At 66.1% G+C, this 17,719-nt stretch carries 14 protein-coding genes; 9 read left to right on the top strand and 5 right to left on the bottom strand.

Features of this window, described 5'->3' with window-relative positions; translation table 11 throughout:
• Positions 1-204 precede the first annotated feature (204 nt).
• From ULB03_RS13055 to ULB03_RS13045, 3 genes are all read left to right on the top strand, one after another.
• On the top strand, positions 205-489 hold the full coding sequence (locus tag ULB03_RS13055) for a hypothetical protein (protein ID WP_322483523.1): 285 nt from the start codon (positions 205-207) through the stop codon (positions 487-489).
• A 45-nt stretch (positions 490-534) separates the two neighbouring features.
• Positions 535-1,377: an oxidoreductase gene (locus tag ULB03_RS13050; protein ID WP_322483522.1), complete on the top strand. Its 843-nt coding sequence runs from the start codon at positions 535-537 to the stop codon at positions 1,375-1,377.
• Between the two features lie 12 nt (positions 1,378-1,389).
• A protein-coding gene (locus ULB03_RS13045; protein ID WP_322483521.1) for an IS5 family transposase occupies positions 1,390-2,141 on the top strand; the annotation gives its coding sequence in 2 pieces (ribosomal slippage) (positions 1,390-1,720 and positions 1,720-2,141; 753 coding nt in all).
• 50 nt (positions 2,142-2,191) lie between these two features.
• Here the strand turns inward: ULB03_RS13045 and ULB03_RS13040 are convergent.
• Positions 2,192-3,079, bottom strand: a complete 888-nt coding sequence (locus ULB03_RS13040; RefSeq protein WP_322483520.1) for an SMP-30/gluconolactonase/LRE family protein — start codon at positions 3,077-3,079, stop codon at positions 2,192-2,194.
• A 226-nt stretch (positions 3,080-3,305) separates the two neighbouring features.
• Here ULB03_RS13040 and ULB03_RS13035 point away from each other — a divergent pair, with 226 nt between their 5' ends.
• Together ULB03_RS13035 and ULB03_RS13030 are read left to right on the top strand one after the other, a co-directional pair.
• Positions 3,306-3,593 carry a hypothetical protein gene (locus tag ULB03_RS13035; protein WP_322483519.1) on the top strand — a complete coding sequence of 96 codons (288 nt, stop codon included), beginning with the start codon at positions 3,306-3,308 and terminating at the stop codon, positions 3,591-3,593.
• A complete protein-coding gene (locus ULB03_RS13030) occupies positions 3,521-4,531 on the top strand; it encodes an MFS transporter (protein WP_322483518.1) in 1,011 nt (336 codons plus the stop codon). The genes ULB03_RS13035 and ULB03_RS13030 overlap by 73 nt, the downstream gene beginning before the upstream one ends.
• A 70-nt stretch (positions 4,532-4,601) precedes the next feature.
• On the opposite strand, the gene ULB03_RS13025 is transcribed toward ULB03_RS13030, so the two are convergent.
• Both ULB03_RS13025 and ULB03_RS13020 read right to left on the bottom strand, forming a co-directional pair.
• A complete protein-coding gene (locus tag ULB03_RS13025) occupies positions 4,602-4,895 on the bottom strand; it encodes a hypothetical protein (protein ID WP_322483517.1) in 294 nt (97 codons plus the stop codon).
• A gap of 25 nt (positions 4,896-4,920) precedes the next feature.
• Positions 4,921-5,838 (bottom strand): thioredoxin family protein, encoded by a 918-nt coding sequence (locus ULB03_RS13020; protein WP_322483516.1) that lies wholly within the window; start codon positions 5,836-5,838, stop codon positions 4,921-4,923.
• 533 nt (positions 5,839-6,371) lie between these two features.
• On the opposite strand from ULB03_RS13020, the gene ULB03_RS13015 reads away from it, so the two are divergent.
• Genes ULB03_RS13015 through ULB03_RS13005 form a run of 3 tightly spaced genes read left to right on the top strand, consistent with a single transcriptional unit; the run spans position 6,372 to position 10,960 of the window.
• The gene (locus tag ULB03_RS13015) at positions 6,372-7,553 is read left to right on the top strand and encodes an efflux RND transporter periplasmic adaptor subunit (RefSeq protein ID WP_322483515.1); all 1,182 of its coding nucleotides are present in this window, start codon (positions 6,372-6,374) and stop codon (positions 7,551-7,553) included.
• 9 nt (positions 7,554-7,562) lie between these two features.
• Positions 7,563-9,506 carry a MacB family efflux pump subunit gene (locus tag ULB03_RS13010; RefSeq protein WP_322483514.1) on the top strand — a complete coding sequence of 648 codons (1,944 nt, stop codon included), beginning with the start codon at positions 7,563-7,565 and terminating at the stop codon, positions 9,504-9,506.
• Positions 9,506-10,960, top strand: coding sequence for an efflux transporter outer membrane subunit (locus ULB03_RS13005; protein WP_322483513.1), 1,455 nt, complete (start codon positions 9,506-9,508; stop codon positions 10,958-10,960). The genes ULB03_RS13010 and ULB03_RS13005 overlap by 1 nt, the downstream gene beginning before the upstream one ends.
• Positions 10,961-10,988: 28 nt before the next feature.
• Here ULB03_RS13005 and ULB03_RS13000 read toward each other — a convergent pair whose 3' ends face one another.
• Positions 10,989-12,584 (bottom strand): S10 family peptidase, encoded by a 1,596-nt coding sequence (locus ULB03_RS13000; protein ID WP_322483512.1) that lies wholly within the window; start codon positions 12,582-12,584, stop codon positions 10,989-10,991.
• A 285-nt stretch (positions 12,585-12,869) separates the two neighbouring features.
• On the opposite strand from ULB03_RS13000, the gene ULB03_RS12995 reads away from it, so the two are divergent.
• Positions 12,870-13,904 (top strand): Tim44 domain-containing protein, encoded by a 1,035-nt coding sequence (locus ULB03_RS12995; RefSeq protein WP_322483511.1) that lies wholly within the window; start codon positions 12,870-12,872, stop codon positions 13,902-13,904.
• Between the two features lie 14 nt (positions 13,905-13,918).
• Here ULB03_RS12995 and ULB03_RS12990 read toward each other — a convergent pair whose 3' ends face one another.
• Positions 13,919-17,653 (bottom strand): CHASE domain-containing protein, encoded by a 3,735-nt coding sequence (locus tag ULB03_RS12990; protein ID WP_322483510.1) that lies wholly within the window; start codon positions 17,651-17,653, stop codon positions 13,919-13,921.
• Positions 17,654-17,719 lie beyond the last annotated feature (66 nt).

Genomic DNA, 17,719 nt, shown 5'->3' with positions numbered 1-17,719 from the left:
CGGTGACGCATGCCCCCATCCCAAGTTCCTTTAGGCTGCTCGCCAAGGCATGGCGGCCATCGATAAAAGTAAGTAGTGACGATATTGTTAGAACGTCACTCATTACATATCTTCACCGGTAGCACGATGGTGCTCCCGCCCATGATGGCGGGGTCGGCATACCGGAGATAGATGATGCTCGCCTCGATCAATAGAATTTCGCGCATGTCCATCAAGGCCTTGATCCTAGTCGGCGTCATGTCGGGCACGGCGTCCGCCGCGCAGGCCCCCGATCCGGCGACAACCTTCGTCGCCTCGCTGATGGGGAAGCGGGAGCCTGTGGCGCGCAGCGTCGTCCCCTCCGCCTCGCTGTCCGATGCCGATCCGGCGCGGCGGTTCATCGATGGCCTGCAGGGCAAGCGCGACGACCTGTTCCGCCCCGCAGCGCCGGTCCCGGAGTCCCATCCCGATCAGGATTTCATAAACCGCCTTGGCGGCAGGGCGTCTTAGGGCGCGACCGCGTCTCCGCCCAACAGCAAACGATAAGGAACCGCCATGTCCACCTCTCCCGTCATCGTCGTCACCGGTGTTTCATCGGGCATCGGTCGTGCCGCTGCCGAGCATTTCGTGAAGCGGGGCTGCCAGGTCTTCGGCACCGTGCGCGATCTCGCCAAGGCCGACCCAATACCGGGTGTCGTTTTGATCGAACTGGACGTCCGCCGTGATGACTCCGTTCGACGCGGTATCGAGGCCATCGTGGCGAAGGCAAAAAGGATCGACGTCCTGGTGAACAACGCCGGCGTCAGCCTGCTCGGCGCCACCGAGGAAACCTCGATCGCCGAGGCGCAGGCCCTTTTTGACACCAACGTGTTCGGCACGTTGCGGACGATACAGGCCGTGCTGCCGCATATGCGGGCGCAGCGCGCCGGAAGGATCGTCAACGTCAGTTCCGTGCTCGGCTTCCTGCCGGCCCCCTACATGGGGCTCTATTCGGCCTCCAAGCATGCCGTCGAGGGACTGTCCGAAACCTTGGATCATGAGGTCCGGCGGTTCGGGATCCGGGTTGTCCTGGTCGAGCCGTCGTACACCAAGACCAGCCTCGACGTTAACGCGCCGCAGGCGGCATCCCCCCTGGCGGCTTATGACGGGGAACGGGATGCGGTCGTCCGTGCCATCCAGCATAGCGTCCGTAACGCGCCGGAGCCGGATCGCGTCGTCGCCGCCATTGCCGACGCGGCCTTGGGCGCATGGAGAATGCGGCGCACCCCGAAGGGCGAGGCCTCCCTGCTCAAGGTCTTGCGCCGCTTCATGCCCTTCGGTCCCGTCGATGCGGCCGTGAGGAAGACATTCGGCCTAGGGCTTGTTGAGATTTATCTTCCATCCGTTGCTTGGTCGTGATTCAAGCTTCGGATGGAACGCTTTGTACTGACCGATGCCCAATGGGCGAAGATGGAACCGCATTGCCTTGGGAAGCCGAGTGATCCAGGGCGGAGCGGTAGCGACAATCGCCTTTTCATTGAGGCGGTGCTTTGGATAGCGCGGACGAGCAGCCCCTGGCGAGACCTTCCCGCCTCGTTCGGCAAGTGGAACACGATCTTCAAACGTTACCGTGACTGGGTCAAAGCTGATGTTTTCATTCGGCTTTTCGAGGCGTGCTCGGACGAGCCCGACATGGAATACGCCATGGTTGACGCCACCATCGTCAAAGTCCACCGGCATGGTCAGGGCGCAAAAGGGGGACTCAGAGCCAGGCCATAGGTCGCTCCAAGGGCGGCATGACCACCAAGATCCTGGCTCTTACGGATGCGCTCGGAAACCTGGTGCGTTTCGTCCTCCTGCCAGGCCATCGGTTTGACACTGTTGGTGTCGCCCCTTTGATCCAGGATTTGGAGTTCGGCGGATTGATCGGTGACAAAGCCTATGACTCTGCCACCATCATCGCCGATCTGGACGAGCGTGGCGCCAAGGTCGTCATCTCCCAGCATCCTCGCCGGGCAAGTCCACGCAAGATTGACGCCGAGATATATAAGTGGCGTCACCTCATCGAGAATTTCTTCTGCAAACTCAAAGAGTTCAAACGCATCGCCATGCGCTGCGACAAAACAGATCAGAGCTTCTCAGCCATGATCTATCTCGTCGCAGCCGTCATTCACTCCAGATGATTCTCAACAAGCCCTAGCGTGACGATCCCCCGGCCTTCATTCCCCGGCCCTCATCCACCGTACGCGTGTTCCGGCAGGCCCGGGACATCGACGCGGAAGCTGAAGATGCCGCCGGACTGTGGATGGCGGGCCAGTTCAGCCTCATCCAGCTTCTGGCGGGCGGTGGTGACGTACGCGGTCTTCAGGTCGGGGCCGCCGAAGGCGATCATGGTGCAGAGGCGGGCAGGGATGGTCACCTCCTCCAGGATTTCGCCCTGGGGCGACAGGCGCACCACCCGGCCGCCGTCGTACAGCGCCGTCCAGTAGCAGCCCTCCGCATCCACCGAGGCGCCGTCCGGCCGGCCCAGGCCGTGGGGGAATTGGTGGAAGACGCGCTGATTCGACAGATGGCCGCCCGCCAGGTCGAAATCATAGGCGTAGATGACGTGGTTGGGCGTGTCCGCCAGATAGAAGGTGCGGTCGTCGGGGGAAAACGCGATGCCGTTGCTGGTGAGGAAGCCGGTGGCGACATCGGTCACCTGGCCGGTCCCGTCCAGGCGGTACAGCGTGCCGTTGCGGTGCTGCTTGGTGCCGTCCAGGGTGCCGGACCAGAAGCGGCCCAGCCGGTCGCAACGGCCGTCGTTGAAGCGGTTGTCGGGCCGCGATTGCTCCACCTGCGCCCCCAGCGGCACGGGCTCGGCCGCGAAATCGGACAGCAGGGCGAAGCCGTCCTTCATGCCCAGGACCAGGCCGTGGTCACCGTGGCGCGCCAGGCAGGCCGCCGGCTGGTCGAAGCCGCGTTGCACGTCCTGGCCGGTGCCGGGGTCGAAGCGGTGCAGCGTCTTGGCCGGGATGTCCACCCAGTACAGCACGCCATCCTGGCCATTCCCGCCGGCCACCCAGCGCGGGCATTCGCCCAACTGGGCCTGGGCGTCCAGAACACAGCTGACTTCACGCATCGTTCGTCCCCGTTAACCGATTGGCTGGCATCATATAGCGGCAGCGGATGGCTTAAGGCCAGGAGTTCGCGGCCGGAGGCGTTTGGGGGACCGCCATGGCCCTGACATAGTGACCCGCCCTGCTTTCAGGACTCCCCGACGGCGCGCAAAAGGATTAAGGGTAGGCCCGCAAAGAACGATGATCCGCCCGGCGCCCGCAACGCCGGGTTCCAGTCTGGGCCTGACAATGACCGCATCCCCTACGCCGCGCCGCGCCGCGCTGGCCTTCGTCTTCGTCACCGCGTTGCTGGACGTCTTGGCGCTGGGCATCATCATTCCGGTGCTGCCAGACCTGGTAAAGGGCTTCGTCGGCGGCGACAACGCGCGGGCCGCGCACATGGTGGGCCTGTTCGGCACCCTGTTCGCCGCCATGCAGTTCCTGTTCTCCCCCTCATCGGCGCGTTGTCCGACCGGTTCGGCCGGCGGCCCATCCTGTTGGTGTCCTGCTTCGGGCTGGGGGCGGACTATCTGCTGATGGCCCTCGCGCCGACCCTGAGCTGGCTGGTGGTGGGGCGCATCCTGTCCGGCATCACCGCCGCCAGCTTCACCACCGCCTCGGCGTACATCGCCGACGTGACCCCGGCGGAAAAGCGCGCCGGCGCCTTCGGCATGCTGGGCGCCGCCTTCGGCCTGGGCTTCATCGTCGGCCCGGCGGCGGGGGGACTACTGGGCGGGATCGAGCCGCGCCTGCCGTTCTGGGTGGCGGGGGGCCTCAGCCTGCTGAACGCCTGCTACGGCCTGTTCGTCCTGCCGGAATCGCTGCCGGCCGACCGGCGCGGCGTCTTTTCCTGGCGGCGGGCCAACCCGCTGGGCGCGTTCGCCCTGCTGCGCGGCGCGCCGGGGCTGCTGGGCCTGGGCGGCGTCGTCTGGCTCTACTATCTGGCGCATGAGGCGCTGAACAACACCTTCGTCATCTACGTCAACGACCGCTATGGCTGGGGGCCGGAGTCCGTGGGCCTGACCCTGGCCGGGGTGGGCGTGTGCAGCACCGTGGTGCAGGGCGGCCTGGTGGGGCGCGTGGTCAAGCGCATTGGCGCCCGTCGGACCATGATGGTGGGCCTGGTCGCGGGCACGGCCGGTTTCACCGTTTTCGGCGCCTCGCCCGCGGGCCTGGGCCTTCTCTGCGGCATTCCCCTGGTGGCCCTCTGGGGCATGGTCGGTCCCTCCGCCCAAAGCCTCATGTCCGCGCGGGTATCTGCGACGGAGCAGGGCTTGCTGCAGGGCACGCTGGTCAGCATCCGTGGCGTCACCGGCATGGTGGGCCCCGTGCTGTTCACCACCGTGCTGGCCGACAGCGTGGGCCCCTTCGCCATGCTGCCCCACGGCTCGACCTTCCTGCTGGCCGCCGTGCTGCTGGCGGCGGCGCTGGGCCTGTCCCTGCTGGTCACCCGGCCGCGGGAGGCGGTGGCTTAGAGTATGTCTGACCGTCGCTGAAGCGAACGTACCCTACAGACCCGTGTGGCGACCTGAATGACCGTACCCTTTAGGGGGAAACGGTGTCTTCAATGGCGGCGATGAGCATCGGGATCAAATGGCTGGCGTCAGTATTCCTGTTGGCATGGGAGAATGCCTGCATCTGCTCGATGAGAGTTTGAAGATCCCCGTGTTGGCTCTCCCATTTCTGATGAATTTCCGCGATGACCTCGGGGGTGGGGTCACGCCCATTGGCGACTTTTTCGCAAAAACGGTGACGGACGTCTTCCAGGGAAAAATGGTAGTGCGAGTAGCCGGACTCGAATAGGAATCGGCTGAATATCGTGTAGTGGCCCAGGAGCAACAGGATGCCCGTCCATTCACCGCCGTTATCCGGCTGAGGCGGGGGAGAGATCGGCCAGCATCGCGGTGACATGCCTAGGCACCGAACGCTCCTGTGGCAGTTCCTTGCGAAGTTTCGCAGCCCGCTGCCGTAGCTCGACCCATACGGCGGGGGCGACCGCTTCCCCCGCCAGCGCCGCCCGCAGATGCCGTGCCCAATCCATGCGGATGGCGTCAAGACGGGGATCGTCGAGGTAGGCGGGGGACAGGGTGGCCGGATCGCCCAGCCAGGCCAGCATCAGGCGCGGGGCGACGCCGGCCAGGTCGGCGCCTAGCGGGATGGCGTCGAACACCCGGCCCACCTGCTCGGCGGTGGTGATGCGGGCGAACTCCATGGCCAAGCCCAACGAAATTGGTAAACCCGTGGCCCGCTCAAAAACGGATGGCTTCGCCTGCCGCATGAAGGCAGAGGAGATCGAGCCCCCCTTGGGCCCCCAATAGGACATGCGGCCGTTGGCGATGTCGCCGGCCTCGGCATGGGCCGAGACCCTGTCGAGGAAAAATCGCTTCAACTCCGCATCGCCGTGGAAGGCGCACCACTCCCCGTCCTTTTGAACAGATTGAGCGTTGCCGTCCGGTGGCGCCACGCCATTGGCGCCCAGCCAGGCGACCAGCTTGCCGTAAGGGTGGACGCCGGTGATGCGCGCGACTTCACCCCCATCCTTGAACAGCAGCAGGGTGGGAATGCCGCGGACCGCCAGGCGATCCCAGAAGGACTTGTTGGCGTCCATGTCCATTTGCGCGACCGTGAGCGCCGGACCAAACGCCTTGGCCAAACGCTCGACCGTTGGCATCAGGGCATGGCAGGGCGCACACCAGTCCGCCCATAAGTCGAGCAGTATCGGCCCCTTGGCGGCGAGCACCTTTTCCTCGAACTGCCCGCCATCGATCTGCAAGAGGCTCAAAGTGATCTCCTTCGCCTGGAGTTAATTTTAAAATTCGGGTGGTTTTAAGGTGCGAACACGTCCTGCCGGAGCGCTATGGCGACATGAGGCGGATGGATTCCACAGCGCTTGGCCCAGGCTCTGACGGTTTGCATAAGCCGATCCAATCCGTTCGCCCGGCTGCTCACCGAGACTTGGATGTCCTTCTCCTCGTCGGTCCAGGCGTGAGGTTGGGAATTTTTCATTATTTGAGTATGGAAAATAGATATCAGTGAAATTTGGATTTCCCATCAACTCAAAAAGCACAAATTGGGCATATAATTTTCTTATGACGTCATAAGGAAGACTTTTTTTGGGTAATTAGAATTATTGACTTGAATAGATCAATGCGTCACATGTTGCGCAAAGCGATAATGTGGAATCTTCGCTGATAAAACGCAGGGGGCGTTTTGCAATGCGGTGGAATCACCTGTCTGGATGCGGTCGAGGGCGAGGCTGGCGGGGCGTCGGCTCGTGCGCGCACCGGACCCTGGGCATGATGGGCGTATCTTAACGTGAAAAAACTGACCTATATCGGCATCATCGCGGGCGTGGTGGTGGCCGGCGTCCTGATAAAGTTTGTGGTGTGGCCGTCGCACGCCGCACCGCAATATGTCACGGTGCCGGTCAAGCGCGGCGCCGTCGAGCAGACGGTGCTTGCCAGCGGCGTCCTCTTTCCCAAAAAGCTGGTGAGCGTCGGCGCCCAGGTTTCCGGCCAGGTGAAGCTGCTTAACGTCACGCTTGGCCAGCAGGTGACTCAGGGACAGTTGATCGCCGAAATCGATTCCGCGCCGCAGGTGAACGCCCTGAAGGCCGCCGAAGCGGCGCTGGAAAATGTTCAGGCCGAACTCGGCGGGCGGCAGGCGACCCTGGAACAGGCCAAGCTGAACTTCGAACGTGAGGCCGCCATGGCGGCCAGGAACGCGAATTCAAGGCTGGATTACGAGACGGCGCGGGCGGCGTACGACAATGCCCGCGCCGATGTCGCCGCGCTCAACGCCCAGATCTCCCAAGCCAAAATCGCCGTCGACCTGGCCAACGTCAATCTGCGCTACACCAAGATCTCCGCCCCCATCGACGGCACGGTCGTTTCCGTGGTGACGGAGCAAGGCCAGACCGTGAACGCGAACCAGACCGCGCCCACCATCATCCTGCTGGCTGACCTGAAGACAATGACGGTCAAGGCCAAAATCTCCGAAGCGGATATCGTGAAGGTGAAGCCGGGCCAGGATCTGTATTTCAAAATCCTGGCCTCCAATGAGCACCGCTATTACTCGACCCTGCGCTTCATAGATCCGGCGCCGGAGGATATTGCGTCCTCCATGGACACCAGTTCCAGCAGCCGCGGCAGCGGCGGTACGGCCGCCACGGCCAACCCGGTCTACTACAACGGCCGCTTCGACGTCGAAAATCCGGATGGGCAGTTGCGGCCCAACATGACGGCTGAGGTCTTCATCGTGCTGGCCAAGGCGGAGAACGCCCTGGTCGTTCCATCGGCCGCGCTGGGGCCGGGCACCGCTGGCGGCGACCGAACCGTGCGGGTCCTCGGCGCGGAGGGCGTCTCCACCCGGACGGTGCGCGTCGGCATCGACAATAACGAGCAGGCGGAAATCCTGAGCGGGCTCGAGGCCGGTGAAAAGGTGATCGTCGGTGAGATGACGCCGGGTGACGGGCCCCAGAAGCCCACACGGCGATAGGGGGCGGCGATGAACGACACGCGGCTCGAACTGACGCGCGTGACCAGGGAGTACATCTCCGGGCCGAATACCATCGCCGCCTTGCGGGACGTGTCCCTGACCATAGAAGCGGGTGAGATGGTCGCCATCGTCGGCGCCTCCGGCTCGGGGAAATCCACGCTGCTCAATATCCTGGGCTGCCTCGATCGCCCCACGTCCGGCAGCTATAGGGTGGCGGGGCAGGAAACGGGCATGCTGTCGTCCGATGATCTGGCGCGGCTGCGCCGGGAGCGGGTTGGCTTCGTGTTCCAGCATTACAACCTGCTGTCCAGCTTGACGGCGGCCGATAACGTTTCCATGCCGGCGATCTATGACGGCCTGCCGCGCCGTGACCGGCTGCGCCGGGCGGAAATGCTGTTGGGACAGTTCGGGCTCAAGGACAGGGCCGACCACAAGCCCAACCAACTCTCCGGCGGTCAGCAGCAGCGGGTCAGCATCGCGCGGGCGCTGATGAACGGCGGGCCCGTCATTCTGGCCGACGAACCCACCGGGGCGCTGGATCAGAATACCGGCGAGCAGGTGTTGCTGGCGCTGAAGGAACTGCATGCGAAGGGGCACACGGTCATCATCGTCACGCACGACATGACGGTGGCGCAGCATGCGGAGAGGATCATCGAGATCCGGGACGGCGCCATCATCGCGGATTCCGGCCGGCGGGTGACACAGGGTGAGGGACGGCGAGCCGCGTCCCACGCCCGGTCATCCGGCTGGATGGGCCTGTGGCGCCATCTGGAAGCGGCCCGAATGGCGCTGGCGTCCTTGAACGCCCACCGCCTGCGCACACTTCTGACCATGCTGGGCATCATCATCGGCACCGCGGCCGTGGTGACCGTGGCGGCGCTGGGTGAAGGCGCCCGCCTGCGGGTCATCGCCAACATCAGCACCCTGGGAACGAACACCCTCGATATCTATGCGGGGGTCGGCTGGGGGAGTATGCGCGCCGGCGCCGTCACCACCTTGACGGCGAAGGATGTCGCCGCGCTGGGCCGCCACGATTATATCGACAGCGTCACCCCCATGGTCACGGGCAAGGTCACGCTGCGCTTTGGCAACCTCGCCGCGAACGCCATCATCAGCGGCGTGGGAAGCCAGTATTTCCGGGTCCATGGGGTCCGGCTGTCCTCCGGGGCGGTTTTTGACGATGATGCGGTTTCCCAGCTCGCGCCCATCGTCATCATCGACTCCAAGGTGCGCGACCAGTTCTTCGGGTCCGGGACGGACCCCCTCGGCCAGGTCATCCTGGTGGGCACGGTGCCATGCCGGATCATCGGCGTCGCCGATGAGGATAATCTGGGTGCCATCCAGCGGGGCGATCTGAATATCTGGGCGCCCTATACGGCCGTTTCCGGCCGGCTAACGGGCTCGGCCCGGCTGGATGGCATCACGGTTCGGCCCAAGGCCGCCTACTCGACCGAGGTTGTCGAGCAGGCCGTGACCAAGCTCCTGACGTTGCTGCACGGAAGGAAGGATTTCCACACCTACAATGTCGACCTGATCCGCAAGTCGATCGAGGGCGCCAACAACACCATGACCCTGCTGACGTCGATGATCGCGGTCATCTCCCTGATCGTCGGTGGCATCGGCGTCATGAACATCACCCTGGTATCGGTGACGGAGCGCACGCAGGAAATCGGGGTGCGCCTGGCCGTCGGCGCCCGGCAAAGCGATATCCTGAGCCAGTTTCTGCTGGAGGCGGTGTTCGTATGCCTGATCGGCGGTGTGCTGGGTGTCCTGAGCGCGGTGGGCATCGGCCAGGTGCTGGGGAAGGCCGCCCCGTCCACGGCCATGGTGATCTCGCCGGTGACGATCCTGATCGCCTTCGCCAGTTCCACAAGCATCGGCCTCATTTTCGGATTTGTCCCGGCGCGCAACGCCGCCCGGCTCAATCCCGTTGACGCCCTGGGGAAAAACTGATGGCCGATGTCCTGAAACCGTTCAGGCTGTTCCCCCTGGCACTTGCCGCCACTTTGGCGGGGTGTGTCGTGGGGCCTGATTTCGTGAAGCCCCCGTCCGACGGCTATGCGCCAGCGCCGCATCCCGACCGCACTGTCGCGTCCCAGGGACCCGCCGGCGCCGCCCAGGGCTTCGGCGTCAGCGACGATATCCAGGGCGACTGGTGGACGCTGTACCATGACCGGAAGCTGGATGCCCTGATCGCCCACGCCATCGCGGGAAGTCCGACGCTGGAGGCGGCCCAGGCGACGCTGCGCTCGGCCAGTGCCAACCTCGCGGCCGCCCGGGCGGGCCTGCTGCCGATCGCCACGGCCACCGTTTCGGCCAACGAGAGCAGGACGACGGGAAAATATGCGTCGACGGCGTCGCAGTACGGCGCGTCTGTCGGGGCGTCCTATACCGTGGACGTCTTCGGCGGCGTCCGCAGGATGATCGAGATGCAGCAGGCGGCGCTGGATCTGCAGCGCTTCTCCGTCGAAAGCAGCTACCTGGCCCTCACGTCCAACGTCATCACCACGGCGTTGCAGGAGGCGCTGCTCTCGGCCGAACTGTCGGCGGAGGAGGAAATACGGTCGCGCCAGGCCAAGCAACTGGAGATCATCCGCATACGGGAGCAGAGCGGCGCGGAATCGCCGGCCAACGTGCTGACGCAGGAAAGCGTGCTGTTGGGCACGGAGTCCGCGCTGACGACGCTCCGGACCCAGCGGACGCAGATACGCCATTTGCTGGCGGTCTATCTGGGGGATGATCCCGCCACCTTCGCCGGCGGCGGCCTCACGCTTTCCGGCCTGATGCTGCCGACGGACCTGCCATCCAGCGTACCGGCCAAGCTCACGGAGCGGAGGCCCGATATCCGCCAAGCGGAAGCGGCGTTGCACCAGGCGTCGGCGGCGATTGGCGTGGCCGTTGCCGCCCGGATTCCGGACGTCGGCCTGACGGCGGCGCTGTCGACGAATTCGGGTGCGCTCCCGACCCTGTTTTCCAGCGGCCTCATCGGCTTGGGGGCCAGCGTCACCCAGACCCTTTTCGATGGCGGCGCCCTGGCGGCGCGCGAGGACGCCAGCAGGGCGGCCTATGACGCGGCGGCGGCAACCTATCGGCAGACCGTTCTCAGCGCCCTGCAAAATGTCTGTGACGTTCTGGCGGCCATCGACGCCGATGCCCAGACCCTGTCGATCACCACCCGCCAGGAGGAGCGGGCGCGCCAGAGCCTGGAAATATCGGAAGTCCAGTACCAGTACGGCAAGATCCGCTACGCGGACCTCCTCAACGCCGAGGAGCAATATCAAAGCGCCACCATCGCCCGCCTGAGCGCGATGGCGTCCCGGTTCTCCGACACGGCGGTTCTCTACGTCGCGTTGGGCGGAGGGTGGTGGCACCGGCGGGAAGCATCCCCCATTCCGACCGCGGAATGATGGAATCGCCACCCGCCGGCTGCTGAACTTACTCGCTCGCCCCTGGCGCCGCCGCCTTGACGAAGTGGCGGACGTCGTCGGTCAGCTTATCGAGGGCGGCGCGGTTCAGGTACATCATGTGCCCCGCCTCGTAATAGCTGAAGGTCACCCGGTCGGTGGGCACGCCGTTGGCGTTCATGGCGTTCTCGTTGGAGAAGAAGGGCACGCAGATGTCGTACCAGCCGCCGGCCATGAACACCTTCAGCTTAGGGTTCTGGCGCATGGCGTCGCCGTACCAGGGGGCCACGTTGGCGTAGCCGCCGCCTTCATCGCCCCAGGTCTTCCAATCCCAGTTCTTGCCCACGTCGCCGCTGGTCCGGTACTCCCGGTCCATCTTGATGTTGAGGTCGCTCAACAGATAGCTTTGCAGCGTGGTGGCGAAGGCGGCGCCGACGCCGTAGCCCGAGGGGTCGCTGTCCACCGTGTCGCCGGCGGAGTCGTATTCCTGGCCGGTGTAGCGGCCGTCATAGATGCCGACGACCTTGCCCTGATCGCGCAACAGCTCCTTGGCGAAGCGCACGTCGCGGACGCGCAGGTTGGTGCGGTCGAGATAGGCGGGCGACAGGCCGGTGTAGCGCGACAGCTTATCGATCACGCCCTTGCGCTCGGCCGGGCTCATGCGGTTGCCCTTCAGCAGGGCCACCGGATATTCCTCCACCGCGAACTTGCGCACCTGGTTCATGAAGGCGTCGAACCCCATGGAGGTGTCGGCGATCTTCTTGTGGTACCAGGCGACGGCGGCGTAGGTCGGCAGGAAGGCGGGGTAGGGCACGTCGTTGCCGCGGTTGAACTCGAACGCGCCATAGTCGACAGCGCCCGACACGACGATCAGGCCGTTCAGGCCCACGGGTGCGCCATTCTCCAGCAATTCGGGCAACAGGGCGCCGATGCGCATGCCGCCATAGCTCTCGCCGCCGATGAAGACGGGGGAGTTCCAGCGCTTGTGGTCCGTCAGCCAGCGGCGCATGAACTGCGCGATGGAATGGGCGTCCTGCTTCACGCCGTAATAGTCCTTTTCATCCCCCTTGGGCAGGATGCGGCTGTAGCCGGTGCCCACGGGGTCGATGAACACCAGGTCGGCCACGTCCAGCAGGCTTTGCGGGTTGTCCTTCAGGGGGTAGGGCGGGCTGCCGGCGTTGGTCGCGTCGCTGGGCACGTCCACGCGCTTCGGTCCCCAGGCGCCCATGTGCAGCCACAGGCTGGCGGAACCCGGGCCGCCGTTGAACAGGAAGATGACGGGGCGTTGCGTCGCGTCCTTAACCCCCTTTTTCACATAGGCGGTGGAGAAGACGGTGGCCGCGTCCTCCTCCTTGTCGTTCACCAGATGGGTTTCGCCAGCCAGCACCTGATAGTCCACGCGCTTGCCGTTGAAGGTGCCGCTGCGGTCGATGGTGAAATGCTTGGGCGTCCAGTCCTTATCGCCACTGGTCTTGTCATCGCCCTTGGCCTGGTCGCCCTTGGGCTGATCGGCCGCCGGCTTGTCGCCGGCGTTGGCCGGCGTGCTGGTGATGGCCATGTGGGTGGTGAGCAAGATCAAGGCGGTGCCGGTCAGCAAGGCCGCCAGCTTCCACTTCGGTGTGGGCATATGTCGGAACCCCCATTTACCCCTGGTTTCGTTTTGTTCGTCGCTGGCGAGCAGCGCACCAATGCGCTGCTCCATGATACCCGGCGTGCCGCACGTCCCCGCAGTGCCAAGCTGGGCTTGGGTGCAGTCTAGACACGAGCGGGGCTTGCGGGCAAAGGTCGCGTCCGTCGCGGGCCCGAAAAGCGGTCCGCTGCGCGGGGCGGTGACTGGCCCTGGCAATTTTGCAAGTGGGGCCCACATTAGGGTGGGGCTGAAAGCCAGCCCCATGATTTAGGGGGAGAGAAAATGTTCGGTCGGTTTGGTTCGCGTGCGGTCGCCGCGGTTCTGGCGGTGTCCCTGGCCTTGGCGCCCTTGGCCGCCGATGCCCGCCCGGGCCGCAGTTCCAGTTCCGGCAGCCGGGGCAGCCGGACCTACACCACGCCCGCCAACCCATCGGTGACGGGCCAGCCCATCCAGCGCAGCATCACCCCGCCGCCGGCCGCCCCCGCGGCGCCGGCAGCACCGGCGTATCAGCCGCGCCCGGGCTTCCAGCAGCCGTTTGGCCAGCCCGGATTCGCCCAGCCCAGCTTCACCCAGCGGCATCCCTTCCTGTCGGGCATGATGGGGGGCTTCCTGGGCGCCAGCCTGTACAACTCGCTGTTCGGCCACCACGGCTATGGGGCCGGCGGTGATTTCGGCAGTGGCTCGGGCGGCGCGCTGGGCGGCCTCCTGCGGCTGCTGATCATGGCGGGCATCGCCTACCTGATCTATCGCCTGATCCGCATGGCCATCAGCGGCCCGCGACCGGCGTCTGCCTCGGGCATGAGCTATGAGATGTTCCCGCCGCAGGATGCGCCCTACCAGGCGACGCCCTTCGGTGGTGGCTACAACCAGGGGGGCGCCTCCGTACCGCCCCCGCCGCCCGTGCCCGCCATCGGCGTGCAGATGCAGGGGCAGGACCTGTCGGCGTTCGAACAGATCCTGACCGGCATCATGGACAGCTGGAGCAAGGGCGATCTGACGGCCCTGCGCCGCCACCTGACGCCGGAAATGTTGTCCTATTACGGCGAGGAGATGACCGAGAACCAAAGCCGCGGCGTGCGCAACCTGGTGGCCGACGTGCATCTGGTGAAGGGCGACGTGGTGGAAAGCTGGCATGAGGAGGGCCGTACCTACTGCACCGCCCTGCTGCGCTGGCGCGCCCGGGACTGGACGGTGGATGAGACCACCGGCCGTGTGGTGGCGGGCGATGACCAGCGTCCCGAAGAGGTTCAGGAGCTGTGGACCTTTGTGCGGGCGGATGGCGGCCGCTGGCTCCTGTCGGCCATCCAACAGGTCTGAGGCGGGCGGGCCTCTCAGCGCACGGCCGCCGCCAGGGCGGCCAGCGCCCCCGTCAGGGTGCCCAGGGCGGACCGGCACGCGGCTTCGTCCTGGCGCCGCAGCGCCGTTTCCGCCGCCGCTGCGGCCACCGCCACCGGGGGCGCGGCCACCTGTTCCGCCGCCGCGTTCAGGGCGAGGAGATGGTCGGACGCCGCTTGCCAATCCTGCTGGTTCACCGCCTCGAAGATCGCCGACACCGTTTCCCCAAATTGGCCGATCAGGCGACGCAGCAGCGTGATGTAAAGATCCCAGTCGTCGGCCAGACCCAGCAGGGCCAGGCGCTGGTCGATATCCGGCACCAACGCGCGCAGGCGGCCGGCGATCTCGTCGACCGTGCCGGGGGCATTCGACAGGTGGCGGCGGAGGGTCGCGACCATGCCCTCCAAATCGAAGGGCTTGGTCAGGAAGTCGTTGATGCCGGCCTCGTACGCGCGGGCACGTTCCGCATCCAGCACCCCGGCGGTCAGGGCGATGATGGGCAGGCTTGCCAGTCCCAGTTCCCCCCGTATCAGGCGGGTGGCCTCATAGCCGTCCATCACCGGCATCTGCATGTCCATCAGCACCAGGTCGAAGGCTCCGGGCGCGGCACGCAGCCGGTCCACCGCCTGCTGGCCATCGCCGGCGATGGTGATGGTCGCCCCTTCCGACTGCAGCAACAGGCGGCCGACGTCCTGGTTGATGGCGTTGTCCTCCACCATCAGCAGGCGCACGCCGTCCAGGCGCTTGGGCCGTTGGCGCTTGCCGGCCTCCGCCGCTGGGGGCGCCGGCAATGGGGCCGCGGCCTGTTCCGCCACCCGCACCGGCACCGTGAACCAGAAGGTGCTGCCCGCGCCGGGCTGGCTGTCCACGCCGATCTCACCCCCCATCAGGTCCACCAGCCGCTTGCAGATGGCCAGGCCCAGGCCGCTGCCGCCATAGCGGCGGGTGGTCGAGGTGTCCGCCTGGGTGAAGGCGCTGAACAGGGTGGGGATGACCTCGCGGGGAATGCCGATGCCCGTGTCGGCGACGGCGAAGCGCAGGACGGCCTGGTCGGGGGCGGGCCGGCTGACGAGGTCGATGGTCATCGCCACGTCGCCCACATGGGTGAACTTGATGGCGTTGCCCAAAAGGTTCAGCGCCACCTGTTGCAGCCGCAGGCGATCACCCACCACCGCCGTCGGCACGCCCGGCGCGATCTTGGCCGACAGGGCGAGCTTGCGCTCATCCGCGCTGACCGACACCAGCGACAGCAGCCCATCCACCAAATCCGGCAGCCGGAGCTCCGCGTACTCAAGGTCAAGGCGGCCGGCCTCCACCTTGGAGAAGTCCAGGATGTCGTTGATGAGGTCCAGCAGGCTGTGCCCGGCGGCGGCGATCTTGGTGACGAAGTCCTGTTGCTGGGGCCCCAGGTCCAAATCACCCAGAAGGTGGGTCAGCCCCAGGATGGCGTTCATGGGCGTGCGGATCTCGTGGCTCATGTTGGCCAGGAAGTCCGTCTTGGCCCGGCTCGCCGCTTCCGCCGCTATTTGCGCCGCGACCAATGCCGCCTCGCGGTCCCGCACCTCGGTGATATCCCAGTTGACGCCGATGATGCGCACCGGCCGGCCCTCGCTGTCCCGTTCGGTGATCGACGCGCCCTTGACATGGCGCAGGCCGCCATCGGGCCGGCGGATGCGGAATTCGATGTCCAGGTCGGCGTCCCCCTTGGCGACGCGCCGGAACTCCGTCTCCACCCGGGCGACGTCGTCCGGATGGCATTGCTCGCGCCAGATGGTGGGGGCGTGGCCCTCGGCGGACGGTTTGCCGTAGAGCCTGAACATCTGCTCGTCCCAGTCCATCTGGCCGCTGGCGACGTCATATTCCCAGATGGCGATGCCGCTGGCCTTGGTCGCCAGCGCCAGCCGCGAGGATGTCGCGCGCAATTCCCGCTCGGCCCGTTTCAGCGGGGTGACATCGGTTACCAGGACATAGAATCCTTGGACCGCGCCCTCGTGATCCACATCGGGCATGTAGTGGATCCAGCTATCGGTGGGACGGCCGTCACGCCGCGTCAGCGTTCGCTCGAACCGTTGGGTTTCGCCCCGCAGCGCCCCGTCCATATAGGGCTTGTTGGCGGCGAAAAGGTCGGCGTCCAGCAGGGCCATGGCGCTTTGGCCCAGGATCTCCTCAGACGTCTTGCCCAGCCATTTGCGATAGCGATCATTGGCGAAGCGGCAGCGCAGATCCCTGTCCCAATAGCCCACCATGCCGGGGATGTTGTCCGCGATGGCGCGGATGAAGCGCTGGCTGGCGCGCAGGGCCTCCTCCGCGCGCAGCTGCTCCGTCACGTCCCGGCCCGACCCGCGATACCCGACGCAGGCGCCGGCCGCGTCCAGGATGGGGGTGCCGCTTATCACGATGTGGCGCAGGGCCCCGTCCTCGCCCACCAGGTCATAGGCCAGGTCGCGAAAGGGCACGCCCCGCCGCACGCAGTCCTCATACTGCTCCAGCCGTGGGTCGGAGGACAGGTCCCGGCGGGTTTTGCCGATCAGGCCGCGATGGTCCTGGCCGATGCGCGAAACGCCCTGCGACATGGCGGTGAACCGGCCGTCCCGGTCGGTTTCCCAATACCAGTCGGTCGAGAGTTCCGTCAGCGTCTTGAAGCGTTCCTCGCGCTGGGCCAGTTCCGCCGTGCGCACGCCGACCTCCCGCTCCAGCAGTTCGGTCTGGCGGGCGGCTTCCCGGGCGGCGGCGTGCCGCCGCGTCAGGTTGACCAGGTAGAAATGCAGCAGTAGGGCCAGCAGGATGCCGCCCGTCGTGACCTGAGCCGCCGCCAGCAGGGGCGGTGTCAGGTTCAGGGCTCGCAACAGCATTGGTGTCGCCTGGAAACGGATCAGCCATTCCCGGCCGAAGATGGTCAGCGTTTCCTCATGGATCAGGGCGTCGACCACGCCCTCGGGCAAGGCGGGGGTCTGGTAGAAGGGGGCCATGTGCGCGTCGTCGGTGATGTCGCTCACGCTGAACCCGACATCGGCGCGCATGAGTTCCGACCCGGCGATCATTCGACTGATGAGGAAGGGCGTGTAGGACCAGCCCACTGTCGCGGCCTGGCGCGCCTCGGCGTCGCCCAGGTCGGCGCCCTGCCGGTAGATGGGCAACAGCAGCAGGAAGCCGCCCGCGTCGCCCGGCGCCTGCACCAGGGAAATCGGGGCGGTCAGCCGGGGTTCCCCCGACCGCATCGCCGCGATGGCCGCGGCATGGCGGGCGGGTTCGGACGCGATGTCCAGGCCCACGGCGGTGACGTTCGCCGCTTCGGGCTCGATGAACTGGATGACCGCATGCTCCGCATCGTGGGGGCGTAGCTCGCGGATATGGAAATCGGGGCGGCCGTCACCGTGCTGTTGCGCGATGAAGACGCTTTCCTCCGCCACCGGCACCCGGCGGATGATGCCGAAGCCCATGGCGCCGCGGAACTCCGTCGCCAGGGACCGCGTCGCCGCGTAGCTGCGGAACTGGGCGAGGGTCAATTTCTCCGGTCCACCGGCCACGACGGCGGCGCCGCGGGCGCCGCGCAGGCCATATTGGTACAGCATGACCTGCTGGCGCAGGTCCTCGGCCATTTCGCCGGCGCGCGCGGTCAGGCTGTTGATCGCCAAGGTCTGGTTATGGGTGGTCATGAGCCGGTTGGCGGCGAAGCCCCCGACCACGCTGAGCGCCATGAGCAGCACGGGGACAAGGATGGTCAGCCGCATGGGCTGGCCCGCCCATGACGCGATGACCGTCTGCCGTCGAGGCGGGACGACGGGGTGGACGCCGAC

The sequence above is a fragment of the Nitrospirillum goiasense genome (assembly GCF_034427435.1).
Taxonomy (GTDB): domain Bacteria; phylum Pseudomonadota; class Alphaproteobacteria; order Azospirillales; family Azospirillaceae; genus Nitrospirillum.
The sequence above is the reverse complement of the archived record's forward strand: the minus strand, read 5'-3'. Positions and strand labels throughout refer to the sequence as shown.

Excerpts from the sequence above, each read along its gene's own strand:
- ULB03_RS13010 (WP_322483514.1), top strand. The coding sequence starts at position 7,563 with ATGAACGACACGCGGCTCGAACTGACGCGCGTGACCAGGGAGTACATC.
- ULB03_RS13040 (WP_322483520.1), bottom strand. The coding sequence starts at position 3,079 with ATGCGTGAAGTCAGCTGTGTTCTGGACGCCCAGGCCCAGTTGGGCGAA.
- ULB03_RS13000 (WP_322483512.1), bottom strand. The coding sequence starts at position 12,584 with ATGCCCACACCGAAGTGGAAGCTGGCGGCCTTGCTGACCGGCACCGCC.
- ULB03_RS12990 (WP_322483510.1), bottom strand. The coding sequence starts at position 17,653 with ATGCGGCTGACCATCCTTGTCCCCGTGCTGCTCATGGCGCTCAGCGTG.
- ULB03_RS13055 (WP_322483523.1), top strand. The coding sequence starts at position 205 with ATGTCCATCAAGGCCTTGATCCTAGTCGGCGTCATGTCGGGCACGGCG.
- ULB03_RS13035 (WP_322483519.1), top strand. The coding sequence starts at position 3,306 with ATGACCGCATCCCCTACGCCGCGCCGCGCCGCGCTGGCCTTCGTCTTC.
- ULB03_RS13050 (WP_322483522.1), top strand. The coding sequence starts at position 535 with ATGTCCACCTCTCCCGTCATCGTCGTCACCGGTGTTTCATCGGGCATC.
- ULB03_RS13005 (WP_322483513.1), top strand. The coding sequence starts at position 9,506 with ATGGCCGATGTCCTGAAACCGTTCAGGCTGTTCCCCCTGGCACTTGCC.
- ULB03_RS12995 (WP_322483511.1), top strand. The coding sequence starts at position 12,870 with ATGTTCGGTCGGTTTGGTTCGCGTGCGGTCGCCGCGGTTCTGGCGGTG.